The organism is Limnoglobus sp. (assembly GCF_059499385.1).
This window is the reverse complement of the sequence record NZ_JCABYM010000131.1, coordinates 49,428-68,501: the sequence shown is the minus strand read 5'-3', so window position 1 is coordinate 68,501 and position 19,074 is coordinate 49,428. Positions and strand designations below refer to the sequence as shown.

The window sequence follows — 19,074 nt, the reverse complement described above, 5'->3', positions numbered from 1 at the left end:
TACCGTACTGCCCGTGTACCGCTCGTCGCGGTGAGTGGGCAGGATTTCGGCGCAGAACCCCACCTCTTATCGGTTCGCGCTTGGCAGGGCGTCCCACACGCATTGCGCCGTCATCTCCGAACGGTCGTCGGCGACCATCGCCACGACCTTCCGGGTCTCGGCGTCAAGCGGCCGCCGAGGTCCGGCCACAATTACGACTTCTCATATCTAGCAATCTGCTCCCAAAGGGACTCACGGTACGCGATTTGAAAGCCCTCATCAGGTGGATAGTCGTGCTGCATCTGAAGAGACTGTGCGTACTCAAACCACTCCCGAGTTATTTCTTCCAATAGAACGCTCGAGAACCCACCTGGGAAGAAGGAAAACTCATAAGATAGCGAGCCATCGCAGAATTCAACGGTGACTTCACGACAATCAGTGCGATCTGTCACGTTAAATGAAATCCCACCAGCCAAAATCTTTGAAGTCCGCTCCATCAACTGGCCAATGCCAATTTCCGCAGAGCGGTAGAACCGAAGGCTGCAATGGATCGGCAAATCATTCTGAACATACAATCGCTTATTATCTGCCGAAGCAAATCCCTGCGCTGCCAATGGCTCGTGCCACTCACTCCATCGGACACAGACATCGGGTAACGACTCTGTATCACTTTCTTTCGGGTAGTCGTGCATGAGAATAATCAGGCCCGTAGCATCTTTCCCGTTCCTGATCCACAGGCGGACGTATGGCTCAAACCCCCTCCAATCACCACCGAACGCCGCTCGGACCCACTCTACGTCATTGGCTTTCTTAAAGGCGAGGCCACCAAGCACGGGACCCCTTGCTGGGGCTCGCTCTACCAGGACAGCATGCAAACCCGTGGACGACTTCTCCCAATTCAGATTCATCGTTTCCTCCTATTCATCGACCCACCTTCCATACCATTGAGGCTCACCGTTGCCGTTTTTCGGAAGAACCCAAAGATTGTTATCCCGATCCTTGAACACATCGTATCGGGAGATGCTACCCCCTGCGATGTCGTCTTTGATCTGATGAGGATCCAAGCCACGATCAAAAAACCATTTGTCGTTCGGCTTCGTCATTTTACCCACAGGCCCATTTGGCCTGGGGGCGTACTCCATCGGTTTATTGTGGACAAGTACTTGGCTTCTGCCAACAGCATATGTGTGAACTTCCTCAACTTGGAAATTATATACCTTCTGTCGCGCCTGTCGCACTGACAGGTGGCTGACAATCGCATGGCGACCCGATTTCAAAAACAATACATCGCCGACCAGAAGATTGCCAGCATCAATCCAACGACCGCGAAGTCGCGATCCCGCAGGCGTGACGGGGACGTGGTCAGATTGCTTTCGCTGTTCCAACCCTGCACCCTCTACCACCCAGCAAGGGTGATTTGTGGTCGCTTCAATTACCTCGCCTTCGACAACAAGCGATATGATATCGCCCTCGTAGTCATGTTCGTAAGTCTCGACGACCCGGCGCAACTTCCATACGCCAGAGGTCAGGTCATATCCCCACACGCGATCTGAGCTACGAAGAGTCTGAATCGGCTTGAGGCCGTCTTCTGTTGTAACCAGCGTGCCGGCAGGAAAGCAACCTCTAGGCTGTACCAATCGTCCCTTCACTCGTGTGGAGTTGGCGCATTCAGCAAACTTCGATTGTAGTTCTCGATATTTTTCAGGAGACAAGCGATTGCCACTTTCGTCCACCAAGTGTGTAATCTTTCCATTACTGTTCCGAATGACTTTATAGCCTTTTTTGACTGCCCAGCCTAGAAGCAGTGCCGTTCCGACGACGCCAGTCTTAACCGCGAGATCCTGGAGTGCCGACTCGGCGACATCCGTTATCATCTGGTTGACGGCGCGTGACGCATCGCCTCCTAACGTCGCCGCGGGGCCGAACATGCGATCAGCGACCGCCCGCTGGTCGTGCGGCTTTCTCACTTCCCCGCCCACATCGTGTTGTCGGAACCATTCCGTCATCGCATTCGGGTCGGAACGCCACTCGCCCCCGTACCCGATCGTAAATGTCCGTTCGATCGCGTCTCGAACTTGTTCCAAGGGAACCAGATAACTTCCGTGTTGGACGTACTGCCTACCCTCAATTTCTACCAGAGACCCGATTGCGTACACGCCGCCGTTCGCCCATGGAGTAATGTAATAGGTTCGTTCAAAGCTGACTTGGTTGTTCTCAATGATGAGGCTGTCCAACCCACTCGGGTCGCGCCTTGTGTGACTAGCGTTACCGACATACCGAGCGAGGTTGGTATCGCCGGTCGCGAACCGTAGCGGGTCCTCGGTGGTGAACCGGTGGCCGTCCTTAACCCTTGCCCGGTAGTGCGTCTGCCCGGTCACGGCGTCGTACTCCCGGCCGGTGTACGCGTACCGGTCAGCCGGTACCCCGCCCAGGAACCCTCCGAATGCGTCGTAATCGACCGTGTTTGTCACGGTGCCCGAATTGTCAAAGACCTGCCGCACGCTGCCCAGGTGGTCGGTGCCGTACCAGCTGACCGCGCCGCTCCCGGACTGCATGCCCACGAGGTCGTCGAACCCGGCCCCGAACACCCGCCGGGCCGTCACCGCGTTCGACCCGTTCAGGTCGATCGCCGCGTCGAAGTTCTCGGTCCCGACCGCCCCCGGCTTCGCGGTGTCCCACCCGTCCACCACGAACCGCTCGGTCGTGGTCGTTCCGCCGACCGTCGCGGAGCGTTCGATCCGGTTGCCAAACGCGTCGTAGTCGTACTCCACGACCGTCGTGCCGCTCGTGGCTTTCGTCATCTGCCCGCGGTGGTCGTACTCGTAGCTCCACGACACCCCGGACTTCGACTTCCCGACGAGCTGCCCCTCGTCGTTGTACGTGTAGGCCCACGTCCCGTCGGCCGTCATCCGGTTCGCGTCGTGGGTCGTATATCCGGTGCCGGTCCGGTTCCCGTTCTTGTCGTAAGCGATCGTGGTGCCGTTGTCGCCCGTGAGCTGGTTCGTGTTGTCGTAGCCGAACGTCCGGCTCGTGCCGTTCACCGTCATCGCCGTGATCCGGTCCGCGTCGTCGAACGTGTACCCGTACTGCGAGAGGGTCGCGTTCGAGGCGTCCGCCAGCCGGATGTTCGTCACCCGGCCGAGGTCGTCGTGGGTGTACGTCGTCACCCCGGCCGTCACCCACGACCCGCCCGACTTGCCCGACCGGGTCACCGTCGCCATGTCGCCGTCGGAATCGTACCCCCACGCCGCCTTCATCGGCGTCACGCCGGTGCCGCCCAGCTCGCGGGTGGCGAGCCGGTCGAGGTTGTCGTAGGTGCTCGTCAGCACCCCGCCGGCGCTGTCGCTCGCCGTCAGCCGGTTGCCGTTGGCGTCGTACGTGAACGTCTGGCTGACGCCGAACGGCTGCGCGACCGTCGCGACCCGGTTCAGGGCGTCGTAGGTGAGCGTGTAGCTCCCGTCCGGGTCGGTCGCGGTGAGCAGGTTGCCGTTCGCGTCGTAGGTGAACGTCTGCGTCTGGACCGTCGAGCCGGCGGCCGACTTCCAGACCTCCGTGAGCTTCCGGTTGTTCCCGTCGTAGGTGAACAGCCGCTTGCGGCCGAGCCGGTCCTCGACCTCGACGACGTTGCCGTTCTCGTCGTACGCGTAGCCCGTGGCCTTGCCGAGGGGGTCGGTCTCCTCGACCATCCGGCGGGCGTCGTCGTAGGCCCACGTCGTCTCGTTGCCGACAGGGTCGGTCAGGGAGACGAGGTTGCCGACCTTGTCGTAGGCCAAGGTGGTCACACCGCTCAGGGCGTCGGTGATCGTCGTCCGCTCGTTCCGCTTGCTGTACCCGTAGGTCGTGGCGTGGCTCAGCGGGTCGGTGACGGTGACCAGGTTGCCGGCATCGTCGTAGTCGAACGCGGTGGTCCGTTCGAGGGCCGTGCCGACCCCCTCGGTCACGGCCGTGACCTGGCCGAGTTCGTCGTACCCGTACTCCGTGACCCGGCCGCCGGGCCGCGTCGTCGCGGCCACGCGGTCGAGGAGGTCGTAGTCCGTCTCGTACAGCAGCTCGTCGGCCGTGCCGTCCGCGAGGGTGACGCTCGTGACCCGGCCGGCCGTGTCGTGGCCGTAGGTTGTGACCACGCCGCGGGGGTTCGTCGCGCTCACGAGGTCGCCCGAGGCGTTGAAGTCGAAGGAAGTGGTCCGCTCCTCGGCGTAGCCGGCCGCCTCGGTCACCCCGACCAGCCGGCCGAGGGCGTCGTAGTCGTAGTCGGTTTCCGTGGCGTGGCCGTCGAACGCCTGGACCAGCCGGCCGGCCGGGTCGTAGCTGAACTCGTTCATGTTCCCGGCACGATCGAACACCGCTCCCACGTTCCCGAACCGGTCGAGGAGGGTCGAGGACGTGTTCCCGCGCGGGTCGACGACGACCATCTCTTCCCCGGCGACCCAATACCGGTACTTGGTCGTGCTCCCGAGCGGGTCGGCGGCCTCGACCACGCGGCCCTGCAGGTCGTAGTCGGTCGTCCAAGCCTTGCCGTAGGCGTCGGTCAGCGAGACCACGCGGCCGTCCGCGTCGTAGGCGGCGGTGGTCGTGTACCCGAGCGGGTCGGTGGCCGTGGCCGTCCGGTTCACGTCGTCGTAGGCGAACGCCGTGACGTACCCCCGCGTGTCGGTGGCCGACACCGCCCGGCCGAGCGCGTCGTAGGTCCAAGACGCGCTACGCTCGACGGCCAGACCCACGGCAGCGGTCACGGTCGTGATGCGGCCGAGCACGTCGTAGGCGACCGCCGCGTCAGTGCCGAGCGGGTCGGTCGTTCCGACCGTCTCGCCCAGCCGGTTGTAAACGACTTCGGACGTCCGTGCGAGGGCCGTGCCGTACCGCTCGGTGACGCCACTCACCCGCTCGAACGTGTCGTAGGCGTACTTGGTGACACGGCTGCCGGGTAGCGTCACGGTCGAGAGGCGGCCGCCGGAGTCGTAGGCGTAACTCGTCGTGAAGGCGTCTGCCGTGCCGTAGGCCGCCGTCTCGTTCGTGGGGCGGCCGAGGGCGTCGAACTCCGCCCGGTACGCCACCCCGTCCGGCGCGACCACCTCGTACGGCAGCCCGTCGGTGCCGTAGGCGTAGCTCGTGACGTGATTGAACCCGGAAGGTGTGGGGACGCTCCCCGGCCGCGACCAGTTGACGCCGCCATTCGTGCCGACGTCCAGTTCGGCGACGAGTCGCCCGCCGCCGTCGTAGTAGTACCCGACGTGAGCCAGTCGGGCCCGCACCCCAGTCGTCGCGGTCCCGAGCCCCCCGGTGCCCGTCTCCCCGTACCGACGCTCCCGGCTTGTGACCTTGATGACCCGGCCGTCGGCGTCGAACGCCGGCTCGACCTGGGCGAACACCGTGTCGCCGGTTACTGTCAGCGCGTCGGCGTAGGCCGAGTCGCCGCCGCCGTCGGTCGTGTACAGGAACGTGGGCTGGCCCAGGCCGTCGTAGGCCGCCTTCTCGACGAGGCCGCCGGGGGCCAGGGCCTTGACCACCTCGCCCCGCGGCCCCCGCCACGCCTTTGCCGTGAGCGGCGTCGTGGCGACCGACCCGGTGGACTGGTTCACGCCGTAGCGGTCGAGCTGGTACGCCCGGCCGAGGTCGTCGAAGCTCGTCACGGACTTCGCGCGGAGGAGGCCGGCCGAGGGCTGGTCCGGAACGCCGTCCGAGTTCGCGTCGGCGACCGTCACCCCGTCCCCGTCGAACACGAGGTCCGTCGTGACGCGGTTGAGGTTGTCGTACACGAGGTACGTGATCGGCCGGTTGACGGCCGTGGACTCGGTCGTCTCCACCCCCTCCTTCACGGCCACCGGCCGGTCCCGCCAGTCGTAGCTGATCCGGGTCACCCGGTCCGCCGCCCCGCCGCCGGGGATCAGGGTCACCTTCGTCAGGTTCCCGTCCCCGGCCCCGCCGCCGTCGTACTCGTACGCGGCCACCTTCACCAGGTCCGTCCCGGCCGTGTTCGAGGGCGACCAGAACCCGGTCGTCGGCGTGTCGTCCGTGCCGACCCACTCGCTCACTGGCCGGCCCTGGCCGTCGTACTCGGTCCGGGCGATCGTCCCGGCCGGGCTGAGGGTCCGGTTCGGCAGCCCCTGTTTGCCGATCCGCTGCTCCGTCCGGTAGTAGTGCGTCCCCTGGGTGCCGAGCGACGCGCTCGTGGTGTACGTGAGGCCGGTCAGGTCGAAGTAGTCGTGCTGCGCGACTGCTTGGCCGGCGTCGTTATAGAACGTCCGCGACAGGGACTTGAGGCCGGAGACCGACTCCGTGCCCGTCGGCCGGCCGCCGCTGACGGCCGGCGTCGCCGTCATGGTGAGGACCTCGCTGTACGTCCCGGTCGCGTCCGCCCGGCTGACGACCGTGGGGCCGGTCGGGGCGTTGGAAGTCGAATCCCAGCCGGGGTAGTGCCGGACCTCGCGGGCGGCGTCGTTGTACACCGTGTAGTCCACCACCCCGCCGGGGCTCGTCACCTTCGTTGGCCGGCCGAGGGCGTCCACCTCGACGGTGGTGATCCGGTGCAGCCCGCCGCCGGACGGCGTGCTCCACCCGGACGGCAGCCCGGTGAAGTCCCCGGTGTTCGCCGTGTTCACGTCCTCGATCACCTTGACGACCGCTCCGGTCGCCGGGTCGTAGGCCGTGTACGTCAGGAACCCGCCCGCGTCCTTCGCCCACGCCGGTTGCCCGAGCGAATCCAGTACGACCGTCGCGCCCGTCGCCGACCCGGACCCGTTCTGGCCGGTCGAGACCACCGCGTTCGTCACCGCCGCCGACCGGATCGCGTGCGTCCCGGTGTCCCACGTAAAGGCGTACGTGGTCGTGACCCCGCCCGTGCCGTCGGCGTTGCGGTACGCCGTCTCCGCCGCCGGCTGGTACCCGGTCACCCCGCCGGCCGTCCGCGCGATGTACGTGACCTTCGACTGCGGCACCGGCACGCCGTACTCGCCCCGCTGGAGGCTCGTCCCCTGGAGGTAGCCGGCCGCCGCCCCCGCCGTGCTCGTCGTCGCCGTCGTCGTGTAGTACCAGTCCACCCGCTCGACCAAACCCTGGGTGTCGGAGAGGTACTGGTAGTCGCCGGCCACCCGGTTCAGCAGGTCGGGGTACGAGTCACTCCACCCGGTGATGGCCGATTGCGATGCCGTCAGGACCCGCCGGCCCTCCTCGTCGTAGGCGTGGAACGTCGCCGCGTCGGTGCTCGTCGCCGCGTCGTGGAACACCTTCAAGAGCGTCGCCCCGCGGGCGTTCGTGTACACCGTGTTCGTGCTCCCGTCCGGGAGCGTCTCGACCGTCTTCACCTTCCAGAACCGGGCGTACTCGTTGACGTTCTCCGGCACGGCCGTGCTGGTCGTGTAGGCGAACGTGAACTCACCCAGGCCGCCCGAACAGGCCGAGCATCCGGCCCCGCCCGCGACCTCCTTCGTCACCCGCAGTTGCGAGTCGTACTCGAAGTAGTGGTCGCTAAACGGCGCGAGGTTCGTGTCCGAGATGGAATCCAACGTCGTCCCGTGGGCGGCCGTGGCCCGGCGGAGGGACTCGCCGCGGACGGCGTACTTCAGGCCCCCGGAGGCCGTGTAGTACCGGTAGTACTCCGTCTCCAGCGCGGTCCCGGAAGCGTCCTTCATGGTCGCCGTCCGCAGGTCCCCGGCCCGGCCGTTCGCGGCCCCGGTGTTGTAGTACGTGTACTCGGCGGACCGGGCCGTCTCCCACGCCCCCGACCCGACCTTCCGCCGGAGCGTCGCGGACGTGACCCGGTCGGTCGCCCCGCCCGTCGTCCCGTAGGCGAATACGAGGGAGGCGGTGTGCGTCACCCCGCCGACCGTGGCGGCCCGCTGCACCTCCGTCGGCCGCCCGCCGGACGTGCTGACCACGCTCGTCGTGACCCCATCGCCGTCCGTGCTCGACGCGAACCGGTGCATCCCCCGGCCGTCCGTCAGCGTCGTCGCCGCCCCGAACGTGACCTGGCCGCCCGTGGGCGTCTTGAGCGTGAACCCCGTCCCGGTGTCGGTGAGCGTCTCCTGCCCGAAGTGGCGGGCCACGTACTGGCCGGGGGTGGTCTCGTCGAAGTAGATCGCCGTAGAGCCGTTGAGCACCACGGCCACCACGGTCTCGTCGGCGGTGGCCAGGGCGAACGGCTGGAACCCGTCCGACCAGCCGGGGCCGAACAGCCCGCCGGCCGAGTAGTTGGCGTTGTTCGACCACATCCGGCTGACGCCGAGCGGCCCGCCGAGGCCGTCCGACCAGAGGTCGGCGGCGACGTACTGGAGCAGCCCGTCGGCGTACCGGACCGGGTGGCCACTCCATCCGGACGGGGCGCCGCCGGTGGCTTGGCCGGCCACCGGGATCGACCGGCCCGGCGGGTCGGAATCGCGGGACAGGAGGTCCTGGACCTGGGCGTCCTTGTCGTCGCCGGGCGTCATCATGGCGTTGCGGTGCCCGCCCGTGGCCTTGTCAACGGGCGACTTCGTGTCGATCGGCAGGTCCCGGGTCAGCGTTTTCGTCATCTCGACCGGCTCGGACGCGGGCGCCCCGCACCCGCAGTCGCAGCCCCGCGACACGTCCATCCCGCCGTGCGGGTCGGGCGGGGACGTGAAGTCGGTCTCGTCGTCGTCGTCGTCCACGATGGTGATCGTCCACGGGCCGGCCCCGCCCGACCCGATCGAGTACCCGGCCCCCGGCAGCAGGGTGAACGTGATATCCTCGTCGCCCTCCAACCACTTGTCGTCGAGCGGGTAGACGGTGACGTAGACGGAGTCCTCCCCGACATTCATGGTGATGGTGCCGAGGCCCGCGGTGACCGTGCCGGGGGTAGACACGTAGTCCCGACCGTTGATCGCGTCGCCGGCTAGCCGGTAGTTGAACGTGACCGGTTCCTCCACCGGGCTGCCGGCGTAGATGAGGAACGTCTCCGAGCCCCCGATGCTCGGGTCCTCATACAAGTACCCGCCCCCGCCGCTCGTCACGACCGGCGGGTCGTTGCTCGCGGCCACGTACACGCCGCCGGCGAACGCCTTCCCGAACGGGGTGTACGGGCTCATCGGGGCGGCCAGCTCGGCCGTCGACAGCCCGTCGAACACCTTGACTCGGGCCGTCGGCCCCGGCCCGGTCCCGACCACCACGTCGGCGTGCGGGTCGTCGGTAACGAACGCCGTCGCCACCCGCACCCCGGCCGTCACCTTCTCGTCGAACGCGAAGAAGTCCCGGACGCCCGCCCCGGTCGCCCCGTCGAACACTCGCACCCGCGGCCCGCCCCCGGCCCCGGCCCCGACCACCAGGTCCGGCGTCCCGTCCCCGGTCACGTCCCCGGCCAGCGCGTCGGTGCCGACGTTCACCCCGCCCTTGAACCCCGGCTCGAACGCCAGGAACTCCCCGAGCGGTCCGGCGATCACGCCCCCCGTCATCGGGTCGAACACCTTGACCCGCGGCGGGCCGCCCGGCCCGGCCCCGACCGCCACCTCGACCCGGCGGTCCCCGGTGAAGTCGGCGGCCGCCACCGTCGCCCCGCCCGTGAACGCCGGGTCGAACGCGTAGAAGCTGGCCAGGACCGTCCCGTCGCTACCGCTGAACACCTTGACGTGCGGCCCGCCGCCCTTGTCCGCGGCCGTGATGACGTCCGCCCGGCCGTCCCCGTTCACGTCCCCGGCGGCGACGTGCAGCCCGCCCTTGAACCCCTTGGCGTAGGCGTAGAAGCTGCCGAGCGGCCCGGCGATCTGGTCCCCGGTCTTGCCGTCGAACACCCGCACCCGCGGCCCGCCGCCCGGCCCGGCGGCGGCGACGAGGTCCGGGATGCCGTCCCCGCTCACGTCCCCGGCCGCCACCCGGACGCCGCCGGCGAACCCCGGCTCGAACGCCGCCCGCTCGAACGCGACCGCCCCGGTGTCGGCGTGGTACCCGACGACGGTCGGCGGCTTGCCGGTCCCGGCCCCGGCGAACACGAACGGCAGCGGGAGCGGGCGGCCGTCCGGCACGACCCGGTCCTCGAGGGGCTCGACCACCGGCTTGAAGGGCTGACGGGGCTTCTGGGAACTGGCCGGGAGGAGGTATCGGGTCAGGAGCCGACGAGCGAGGTGACGCACGAGTGACACTCCGAACGAAGTTGGGTCAAAGAGCCGAATAGTGTACAAATTAACAATTTCGCAAACGGATGGAATCTCGGTTGGTTTTTCCTTGAGCCGGCCTGGTCGGGCCGCTACCCTCAGCCGGGTGAGTATCCCTGCCTCCGGCCGCCCGAGCAATCCCCTAAACAGGGGATTTTGCCCGACTGGGGCCATTTTTTTGGGGTCTTGCCATGCCCATCCTCGCCCGCCTCGTCGTCCCGACCGCGGGCCTCCCCAGGACGTTCATCCTGGGCCCCGGCACGCACACCGTCGGCCGGGTCCTCGACTCCGACGTCCGCCTCGACCACCCCGGCGTCTCCCGCTGGCACGCCGTCATCGAGGTCGGGGAGGGGCCGTCGGCCGTCGTCCGGGACCTCGGGAGCTCGAACGGGACGTACGTGGACGGGGAGCGGGTCGCCGCCGGGCCGCTCGGGGACGTGGCAACGGTGGCGTTCGGGCGGGTCGCGTGTGAGTTCGACTGGGGCGGGGAGTGGCACGACCCGTCCACGGCGACCATGCCGGCCGAGCCAGCGGCCGCCCCGGCCGTGTCCACGGCCGAGCGGCGGGTACTCGATCTGCTGGCGGCCGGGCACACGGAGAAGGAGGTGGCGGCCCGGCTCGGACTGAGCCGGTACACGGTCCACGACCACGTCAAGCGGCTGTACCGGGCGTTCGGGGTCAACACCCGCGCCCAGTTGCTAGCGGCGGTGCTCATTCCGAAACCGGACGCCGACAAATCTTAGCAGCGATCTCGTTTTAGAAATGGCTCTCTCGACAAGCACATCAAGCGTGGGAGCGGTCGGAAGGACTGTCGGCCAAAATGTGTCGGGCATCGACGGGCAACAGGGAGTGAAAAGGACCGTGAGAGTACGGAGGCCGGCCCGGTTCAGTGAGAAACGCTGAACCGGGCCGGCCTCGCTACTTACGCCTGCCTGGACGGCTTGGACGGACGTGGCTTCGCCGGCTTTGGCTTCGGCTTAGGGGGGTGGCCGCCGTTGGCCATGACTCACCTCTTTCGAGTGGGGGAACGGGACACGAATAGTCGAAGTCTGACTATTCGATCTCCGACTGTACCATCGCCGCACCTCGATCGCAAGAGGGGCGATGGAAAAGTCGATCTACACCCGCGAGTACGACGCGTTCCTGCGGCTCCTCAAGAAGACGCGGGTGGACGCCGGCATCACGCAAGTCGGTCTGGCCACCGCCCTCGCCCGGTCTCAGTCGTTCGTCAGCAAGGTCGAACGCGGCGAAACCCGGCTCGACATCATCCAGCTACGTACCGTCCTGGCCGCTCTACAGATGCCCCTCCCCGATTTCGCCCGTCAACTCGAGCGAGAAATCACGGCCGGCCGGGGGCGCGGGGCGTGAAGAGTTGGACCGTTCGGGCATAGTACTTCTTCAGCGTGTCACGCGACGTGAAAAAGAAGATCGGTTCGAGGACCGCGGTTGCGAGATCGGGCAACCCGAGTGTTTGCCAACCCGCGGCTGCCCGATAGCCCGCATAGGCGATGATGACGGCGACGAACATGTTCGCGTAGAACTGGTAGTGTCGGTAGTGGATCTCGATGAGCAGGCGATACTCTTCGACCCGGCCGAGGAGCCGGGCGAAGTTCAGGCTCGGGGCGGGCACGCCGGTCCGGGCATGGAGCGCGTCGATGGTCGCCCACCTCACTGCACTCACCGTCATGCCCGAGGTGAGAGAGGCCAGGCTAAGGTAGAGGAGGCCGCTAATCGTGGGCGGGTTCGCAGGCGAACTTGCAAGCCACCCTTCTACGACCGGCAGAAAGGGGCTGAGGCCCACTAGGGCCGTCGCCCCTGGGACCAGGTAGGCGATGAGCGGGCCGAAGGTGTCGTTCGTGATGCTCTGCATGCGGGCCGATCCTTACCACGAATACGGCCGAACTCCAAGCGGCGACCACCTACCCCGGTCCGTCACCACGGTTTCCTGACCTTGCGGTTCGACTCGAGTGCCGTTCGTTCGCGTTGAAGTTCCCTCGCGAGCTCCGCCTCCTTCGGAAGGTGGACCTTGTACCGGCTCGCGACGATCCGCTCCTTCCCCTCCGGCAGCGTGTACCGCACCACCGCCTCGTCCTTGTCCGTGCAGAGGATGAGCCCGATCGGCGGGTTCTCGCCCTCGAGGGTCGCCTCCGCCGCGTGCCAGTTCACGTACATCTGCATCTGCCCCAGGTCCTCGTGCGTTAGCCGTCCGAGTTTGAGGTCGATGACGACCAGGCACCGGAGCCGCCGGTGGAAGAACAGCAGGTCCACCTTGAACCAACTGTCCCCGATCCGGACCCGCCGCTGTCGGCCGACGAAGCAGAACTCGCCGCCGAGTTCCAACAGGAAGTCTTCCAGCTTGTGGAGCAACGCACCTTCGAGGTCGGACTCCGTGTGCTCGTCCTTCAGGTCGAGGAACTCGAGCACGAACGGGTCCTGGAACTCGTCGAGCCGGGTCGGCCGCTCGTCCGCGTTAGGGGTGGCCCCCTTCTCGATCATGGCGGGCTTCTTCCGCGACGTGAGCGTCCGCTCGTAGAAGAGGGTCGAGGCCTGGCGGTCGAGCTGGCGGACGGTCCATCCGTGGCGGAACGCCTCCGCCTCGTAGAACGCGCGCGCAGCCGTGTTCTCCACCCGGAGGAGTCGGACGTAGTGCGACCACGGGAGCCGGAACCGCTCGGCGAGCCGAGCCACGACGGTCGAGGGATCTACCCGCGCGGCCGTCAACTTTCCAGACGCCGTCTGGAAAGTGTCGCGGTAGGCGAGGTAGAAGCCCCGCATCTGGTAGAGGTTGCTCTTCGCGAACCCGCGGCCGAACCGGGCGGTCAGGTCGTCGGCGAGGCGGCTTACGAGTTCGGCCCCGTACTCCGCCTGCCCGGTCCCGCCCTGTTCCACCTCGACGATCCGCCGCCCGATTTCCCAGTAGGTCGCCGTCATGACCGCGTTCACGGCCCGCGCGGCCGAGCGCCTCGCGGACTCCAGCAGCTCGACGACGCCTTGATGGAGGCCCTCGTACACGACCGCACCGCGGTCGGCCGGGGGCAGCGCTCCCTCCGCCTTGCGGCGTTCGCGGTCCTTCTTCGATTGTCCGTCCGGGGCGAGCACTGGGCGTTTCCTTGACACCATCAGCCCGAGGCTAACGCAACGGCCGCGGCCTGGCTACCAGCGAAACGAAAGGCAAGGGGGTGAATCCCCCACGCCGTCAAGGATGCCCGCCGCTCGCATCCGCTCGCTCTGGCTCCTGGGCGGGCCCGCTCCCATCTTCCGCGCTCCCAGAGCCTCGCTTGTGCAGACGGGCCCCTCCCGCCCCTCCGTCCTTGACGGCGTTCCCCCCTCTCACCTTCCGCCCCTGTTCCGTTCGGTTGCGCGGGCAACCAAACGGACCCAATTCATTAAAGACGGGGGACAGTCATCATGGCGACGGGAGAACGGACGGACGTGTACGCGGCGATCACGGAGCGAATCGCTGCCCAACTCGAACGCGGCGTGCGGCCGTGGCACCAGCCGTGGGCCGCCCCGTACGCCACGGGCGGGGTCTCGCGGCCGCTCCGCACCACGGGCGAACCCTACCAGGGGGTGAACGTCATCGTCCTCTGGCTGACCGCGTTCGAGAAGGGGTATACCTCGCCCTACTGGTTCACGTTCAACCAGGCGAAGGCCCTCGGCGGGTTCGTGCGGAAGGGCGAGAAAGGGACCCAGGTGGTGTACGCGAACACCTTCGAGCGGAAGGGGACCGACGAGGAGACGGGGGAGGAGACGACCGAGCGGATCCCGTTCCTCAAGGCCTACACGGTCTTCAACGCCTGCCAAGTCGAGGGCCTACCCGAACGGTTCCGACCCTCGGAACTCTCGTCACGCAACGTGGCCGAACGGCTGGAGGACGCCGAGGCGTTCTTCGCCCGCACGGGGGCCGACACCCGGCACGGCGGGGACCGGGCGTACTACTCCCCTGCCGAAGACTACATCGGGCTGCCGCCCTACGAGTCGTTCGAGGACCGCGAGGCCTATTACGCGACCCGGGCCCACGAGTCGATCCACTGGACGAAGCACCCGACCCGCCTCGCCCGCGACCTCGGCGGTAAGCGGTTCGGGGACGACGGGTACGCGGTCGAGGAACTCATCGCCGAACTCGGGGCCGCGTTCTTGTGTGCCGACCTCGGCATCACACCCGGGGTGCGGGAGAACCACGCGGCCTACCTCGCCTGCTGGCTCCGGGTGCTCAAGGCCGACACACGGGCCATCTTCACGGCCGCGAGCCACGCGAGCCGGGCCGTCGAGTACCTCCACCGGTTGCAACAACCACCCTCGAGCCAGCCCTAACCCGTCGCCGGCACCGGGGCCATAGCCATTGCGGCCCCGGTCGGCGAACCCCTTGCCTTCCCGAACCGGAGAATCCCATGCACGAGATCGAAGAACTGATCCGCCGCCACGGCCTTCGCGGTCTGTTGAACATGGTCGCCACCGTCGTCGAGGCCGCGGCGGCACGGAGGGATTCGCTCCCCTACGATACCGGAAGCCCGGACGCCGATAACAATGACATCGACCCGGACGACTTGCGGGTAGCCGCCGGGAACCTCCGCGCCGACCTGTACTGACCCGCTAGCTGTCCCGCCAGCCGGAGAACTGAACTGGCATCCCCGACGGGCCGACCGCGCGGTGCGGTCGGCCCGTTCTCGTAGCCACGGCTCATGCGTTCTCAGGGGCAGTTCCGGCCTCGGCGCGCCACGTGTTCCTCGTGCCGGGTGAGCGAGGCGTCGAGGACGCCGTCCGAGACGTGAAACGGCAGCCGGCGGATCGCCCCATGTACCGCAGCGAGGTCGGCGATCAAGCCCAGCCCGCCCGCCCGCTCGAGCACGCCGACCGCCCCGACCACCGTGAGCCCGCGTCCCTGCGCGACCGCCCTCCCGGCCTGCTCGTCGATGAGGACCGGTGCGGCGAGTTCGACGACCAAGCTGATGGCCGCCGTCTCCCCGGGGTCGAGGTCGAGCGGGAGAAGTGTCGTGGGAGCCCGTACCGAAGCCCAAGCGGGCAGGGCCCGGCAGAACGACCGCACCACTTCTGGTGCGTTCGGGTGGGTGAGTTCCCGCTCGACGGCGGGCGGGATGACGACGTGGCCGAACATGGCTTCGAGGACGTGGGCGTGGCCGATTTGCACGAGCAGGCCAAGGGGTGACGTGTCGGAGACGACGAGCGGCACGGCTACCGGACCAGAAGGCGGTCGAGGGCCGCGCGGTCGGCCTCGAGGTCGGCCAGCGTGTAATTCTCTGACGCACCCATGCGGCCGAGCCAAGCCCGGGCCATGTAGCGGTCGGTGAAGTTCAACAGTTGTTGGACCTGATGGGCAGAGAGCGTCCCGGCCCGGTACCCGTCGACGACCAGCCGTTCGAGGGCCGCCCGGCCGAGGTCAGAACCGTGTGCCGCTTGAAGCGGCAGAACGAGGTCATCGGGGATGGAGATGTTGAGTTGCAATGGCCTCCTTCAACGGATCATCGATCCCAGAGTATCACGGCGGGAGAAACGTTGTCAACGAATGGACACGCTCGACACGCGGAAGGCCGCCGCTCCTAGGCGACCTGCCCCTGACCGAACTTCCGACATAGCAAGCGGGACCCACGGCGGCCTATCGTACTCTGGTTCACCACCTACGGTGCCGTCATGTGGAGAGAGTGCATTCTTGGACTTAACGGGCGGGAGACGTTCGGCAGGATCGTGCCCCACCCGGACGGGTTACGGTTCCGCGTCTGGACTCGGGAGTGGGAGGAACTCGGCCTCGGGGGCGGGGCGGTCGTCGCCGTCCAACTACCGCACGCGGCAGAGGTGCTGTTACTCATCTCCTCGGTGGTCTCGTTGCCCGACACGGGAAACTCTTGGGTCCACTTCGTTCCCTACTCGGCCTAAGGCCTCCGTGGCGGGTCCGAGGGCACGGCGACCTGTTGTTTCGGACTCACACGGAGTATCTGGCGACCGGGATTGAAGTGACTCGTTGACACCCCAATCGAGGGAACCCTGGAGAGGACTATTCGTGCGGATTAGCGGGAGGCGACGTTGGCAGCCCGACGATCATTGGTTCATCCACCACTTCCGCGGGGGGTAGGACGAGGTCCGTTTCGAACCCCCCAACCCACTCGGCACTCGCTTCAAAGATCTTGGCAGCCTCTCCTAAGCCCTCCTCCGTAAGCATCCCGTGCCGCACGAGGTGCGCGAGGGCCTCGACCCAACCCCGCTCGTTGTCGAGCGCGCGTAGCTCGTCGCCGTCCCGCGGGGTGACGGCGTCGAACCGGGCGAGGAGGGCGGTGGCGGCGGCTTGCAACATGGTCGCATGATACCGCACGCCGCCGCCGTCCCGTCAAGTGGCCTTGCGCATACCTAAGTATGCCCGACCGTCTGGAGCCGGGTTCGGCTGTCGCTCAGTTTGGGCCTCACGCCGGGGGAAGCCCCATCGCCCGGAACACGGCCTCGTACTGGCGGGCCACGGTGTACCGCTCCACCTCCCGCCGGGCATGGATGACCCCCGGGACGAAGAAGAGGAGCGTCAGCCCCGCGGTCTTGGCCGCGGCCCGCGGCTGGCCGGTCGCGAGCACGGCGGCCGGCGGGCAAAGGTACGACAAGAGCGTCAACATGCTTCTCCCCCTTCGAAAGACCATGCCGTCCTACCCGAGCGGCCGTGAGCGGGTGCTGAGTGCCGGCTGAAAGTTCGGTGAGAGCCACGCCCTCACCCGTCGCAGTCACCGAATTAGTGTTTGGGCGTTCACTATTCGCCGTCTCGACTGTACACTCCAGGGAGGCGACGCCCAACCGCAGGAAGCCGGAATCCGTGTTCCCGTTTGTTCCTCCGGGTCACCAACCGTGTCCACCACGCCACGATCCGTCGTTGAGGCCGCGGCCCTCACCCTCCTCCAGTCCCTCGCCGGCCTCCCGACCGTACCGTCGGTCCGCGTCGTCGCAGCCGACGACCGCCTCGCCTGCCTCGTCCTCGTCTGGGACGCGGCGACGCGGATGCCGACCGCAGGTGGGCACCGGGCGCGGGGCGGCACCCGGCGGCTCGGGTGCCGGCATGACATCCTGGCCGCCGTCCGCGCGGCCGGCCGCCCGCTCACCCGGAAGCAGCTCGTCCGCATCCTCCGCGACGCCCGGGCGGGGCACGGGCCGGGGACGGTCGCCAAGGCCCTCGCCGACCTCACGGCGGCCGGGGAGCTCGTCAACCGGCGGGACAAGCGGGGGTACCGCCTGCCCGACTGGCCGGGACCGGCCATGACCCCGAGCCTCTTCCCCTAACCCCCCGCTCGCCGCACGCTCGTGCCAACCGAAGCCTCCCTTGTTTTTGGTTTTGAGGACTTCGGTCGGTCCGCTCCGCCACTCCCCGTGCATCGGCTCGCTACCGCATTCGCACCTCCGACGGCTCCTTTCCCGTCACGGCCGGGGGGCAGGCCGGCCGTGCCCTCGATTTGTTTGGCATGCGCCGCTCGCCAGCACGCCTCGTGCCGACCCCCCGCCTTGTTGTTTTGGGGTTTGAGGAAGGGGGCTCGGTCCGCTCCGCCACTCGGCCGTGCATTCGGCTCGCTCCCTTCCCGGACACGCGGGACGGGCCACCTTTCTTGTCACGGCCGGGGGCAGGGCGGCCGTGTCCGTGGGGGACGTTTTTCGGCCGAGGGGGGGACTGATGGGCGGGTCGGGTGCCCCATCAGTCCCCCCCTCGACCAAAAAAACGTGGTTGGGGGCAATCAGGCGGAGGGGAATACGCCCCGCCGCGGGGACGGACGCGGGGCGAAATATTTGGAGGATGAAAATGGATATGAAACAACCACTACGACTGGACTTCACCTGGCAAGACGCAATCGAGGACGGCCTATTCGTCGACGTCACCGACGTTGCCCGAATGCACGGCTGGCTCGTTCCTGTCTACGTGTCGGTTAATGCGTGGGAGGCGTACGTCGCCAAGCGGGATGCCCAGGACTGGTTCGGGGAGTGCCGAAAACTGCACCTCCTGCTCGGCCGCGTGTGGGACCACGTCCACTACCTGAACCGCTCCCTCACGAGCGAGCGGGTGTTCGTGGACGGCGACGAGCGGCGGTTCCACTTCAAGCGGGACACCGTCCGCGTCGCCCTCGAGGTCGATGCAGGTGGCAACGAGGCCCTCACCATCAAGCTACCCGAGGAGGCGTAAACACGGCGGGCCGCGGGCAGAGCCCGCGGCCGCCAACAGTGGGACATAGGACATGAACACAGTGAAAACGAAAAATCAAACCCAAGACGTACTCGCCGCCGTCGAGGCGGTGGTCAACTACCTTTGGGACGACGAACGCGTAGACTACGTGGCGGAGGGGCGGCCGAAGGACCACATCTTCCGACGGGTCGAAGCCCTCGCCCGATGGGCCGAAGCCGTCCGCGGCCGCGAGGTGCCCGCCCCGTGGGCCTGGAAGCGGCCCCTCGCGGCCAGGCGGAAGCGGACGTTCACCGCGAAGGAGGTCGCCCTGCCCTTCGACCGCGCGGCGGCGCTCGGGAGCGGGCGGCTCGTCGACGTGACGGCCGCGGCCGCACGGGAGGGGTTCGGTCGCCCCGTCGCGATGACCGCCGCCCTCTGGGACGCCTACTTCACGACGCGGGGCGAGGCGGGCGAGTCCGCCGAGGGCCTTCGGCTCTCGGTCTTCTTTACCGACCTCAGGCTCGGCCTCCCCCGCTCATGGCAGGGATGGCAAATCGTCTACGCGACGGCCGACGTCGAGGTGGACCCCAAGACGGTCGCCACCCGCACGGTCAAGGTGGTCATCGGGCCCGACGCCTGCGGGGCCCCCGTCTACACCGTGATGTTGCCATACGAAGGGTGACGCTCGGGCTAGCCGCGGCCAAACCGTTCACGAGGATGCGTGATACGGACGGCGTGGGACCGGGGTTCAGGAGCCACAGCCGACGGGACGGGAGCCGTGACTAGGGATTTGTAAACGGCTACCTACGGCTCAGAGGAACCGCCGTGACATCGGCGGGGCCGTATTCCGAATCGGGG

General features: G+C 67.5%; 15 protein-coding genes. 7 read left to right on the top strand and 8 right to left on the bottom strand.

The features are described 5' to 3' along the window. Positions 1-191 precede the first annotated feature (191 nt). Together AC5JJ2_RS23000 and AC5JJ2_RS22995 are read right to left on the bottom strand one after the other, a co-directional pair. Positions 192-887 (bottom strand): hypothetical protein, encoded by a 696-nt coding sequence (locus tag AC5JJ2_RS23000; protein WP_495860380.1) that lies wholly within the window; start codon positions 885-887, stop codon positions 192-194. Between the two features lie 9 nt (positions 888-896). Further along, the gene (locus AC5JJ2_RS22995) at positions 897-9,950 is read right to left on the bottom strand and encodes a polymorphic toxin-type HINT domain-containing protein (RefSeq protein ID WP_495860379.1); all 9,054 of its coding nucleotides are present in this window, start codon (positions 9,948-9,950) and stop codon (positions 897-899) included. A 320-nt stretch (positions 9,951-10,270) separates the two neighbouring features. On the opposite strand from AC5JJ2_RS22995, the gene AC5JJ2_RS22990 reads away from it, so the two are divergent. Together AC5JJ2_RS22990 and AC5JJ2_RS22985 are read left to right on the top strand one after the other, a co-directional pair. Further along, a complete protein-coding gene (locus AC5JJ2_RS22990; protein ID WP_495860378.1) occupies positions 10,271-10,822 on the top strand; it encodes an FHA domain-containing protein in 552 nt (183 codons plus the stop codon). 361 nt (positions 10,823-11,183) lie between these two features. Beyond that, on the top strand, positions 11,184-11,447 hold the full coding sequence (locus AC5JJ2_RS22985; protein ID WP_495860377.1) for a helix-turn-helix domain-containing protein: 264 nt from the start codon (positions 11,184-11,186) through the stop codon (positions 11,445-11,447). On the opposite strand, the gene AC5JJ2_RS22980 is transcribed toward AC5JJ2_RS22985, so the two are convergent. Next, the gene (locus tag AC5JJ2_RS22980) at positions 11,419-11,949 is read right to left on the bottom strand and encodes a hypothetical protein (protein ID WP_495860376.1); all 531 of its coding nucleotides are present in this window, start codon (positions 11,947-11,949) and stop codon (positions 11,419-11,421) included. The genes AC5JJ2_RS22985 and AC5JJ2_RS22980 overlap by 29 nt on opposite strands. Positions 11,950-12,011: 62 nt before the next feature. Then, positions 12,012-13,178 (bottom strand): PDDEXK nuclease domain-containing protein, encoded by a 1,167-nt coding sequence (locus AC5JJ2_RS22975; protein WP_495860375.1) that lies wholly within the window; start codon positions 13,176-13,178, stop codon positions 12,012-12,014. Between the two features lie 309 nt (positions 13,179-13,487). Here AC5JJ2_RS22975 and AC5JJ2_RS22970 point away from each other — a divergent pair, with 309 nt between their 5' ends. Together AC5JJ2_RS22970 and AC5JJ2_RS22965 are read left to right on the top strand one after the other, a co-directional pair. Beyond that, positions 13,488-14,393, top strand: coding sequence for an ArdC family protein (locus AC5JJ2_RS22970; RefSeq protein WP_495860374.1), 906 nt, complete (start codon positions 13,488-13,490; stop codon positions 14,391-14,393). Between the two features lie 77 nt (positions 14,394-14,470). Continuing rightward, positions 14,471-14,668, top strand: a complete 198-nt coding sequence (locus AC5JJ2_RS22965; protein ID WP_495860373.1) for a hypothetical protein — start codon at positions 14,471-14,473, stop codon at positions 14,666-14,668. 101 nt (positions 14,669-14,769) lie between these two features. Here the strand turns inward: AC5JJ2_RS22965 and AC5JJ2_RS22960 are convergent, their stop codons facing one another. The 4 genes from AC5JJ2_RS22960 to AC5JJ2_RS22945 all read right to left on the bottom strand — a co-directional run bounded on the left by AC5JJ2_RS22960 (position 14,770) and on the right by AC5JJ2_RS22945 (position 16,693). Continuing rightward, a complete protein-coding gene (locus tag AC5JJ2_RS22960) occupies positions 14,770-15,270 on the bottom strand; it encodes a PIN domain-containing protein (RefSeq protein WP_495860372.1) in 501 nt (166 codons plus the stop codon). A gap of 2 nt (positions 15,271-15,272) precedes the next feature. After that, positions 15,273-15,542 carry a UPF0175 family protein gene (locus tag AC5JJ2_RS22955; protein WP_495860371.1) on the bottom strand — a complete coding sequence of 90 codons (270 nt, stop codon included), beginning with the start codon at positions 15,540-15,542 and terminating at the stop codon, positions 15,273-15,275. 547 nt (positions 15,543-16,089) lie between these two features. Continuing rightward, positions 16,090-16,404, bottom strand: coding sequence for a hypothetical protein (locus AC5JJ2_RS22950; RefSeq protein WP_495860370.1), 315 nt, complete (start codon positions 16,402-16,404; stop codon positions 16,090-16,092). 88 nt (positions 16,405-16,492) lie between these two features. Continuing rightward, complete coding sequence (locus tag AC5JJ2_RS22945; RefSeq protein ID WP_495860369.1) at positions 16,493-16,693, bottom strand: YqaE/Pmp3 family membrane protein; 201 nt, start codon at positions 16,691-16,693, stop codon at positions 16,493-16,495. A 226-nt stretch (positions 16,694-16,919) separates the two neighbouring features. Between AC5JJ2_RS22945 and AC5JJ2_RS22940 the strand changes: the two genes are divergently transcribed. From AC5JJ2_RS22940 to AC5JJ2_RS22930, 3 genes are all read left to right on the top strand, one after another. Continuing rightward, positions 16,920-17,348, top strand: a complete 429-nt coding sequence (locus tag AC5JJ2_RS22940; RefSeq protein WP_495860368.1) for a hypothetical protein — start codon at positions 16,920-16,922, stop codon at positions 17,346-17,348. Between the two features lie 601 nt (positions 17,349-17,949). After that, positions 17,950-18,237: a hypothetical protein gene (locus AC5JJ2_RS22935; protein ID WP_495860367.1), complete on the top strand. Its 288-nt coding sequence runs from the start codon at positions 17,950-17,952 to the stop codon at positions 18,235-18,237. A gap of 52 nt (positions 18,238-18,289) precedes the next feature. Next, positions 18,290-18,898 (top strand): hypothetical protein, encoded by a 609-nt coding sequence (locus AC5JJ2_RS22930; RefSeq protein WP_495860366.1) that lies wholly within the window; start codon positions 18,290-18,292, stop codon positions 18,896-18,898. Positions 18,899-19,074: the final 176 nt, after the last annotated feature.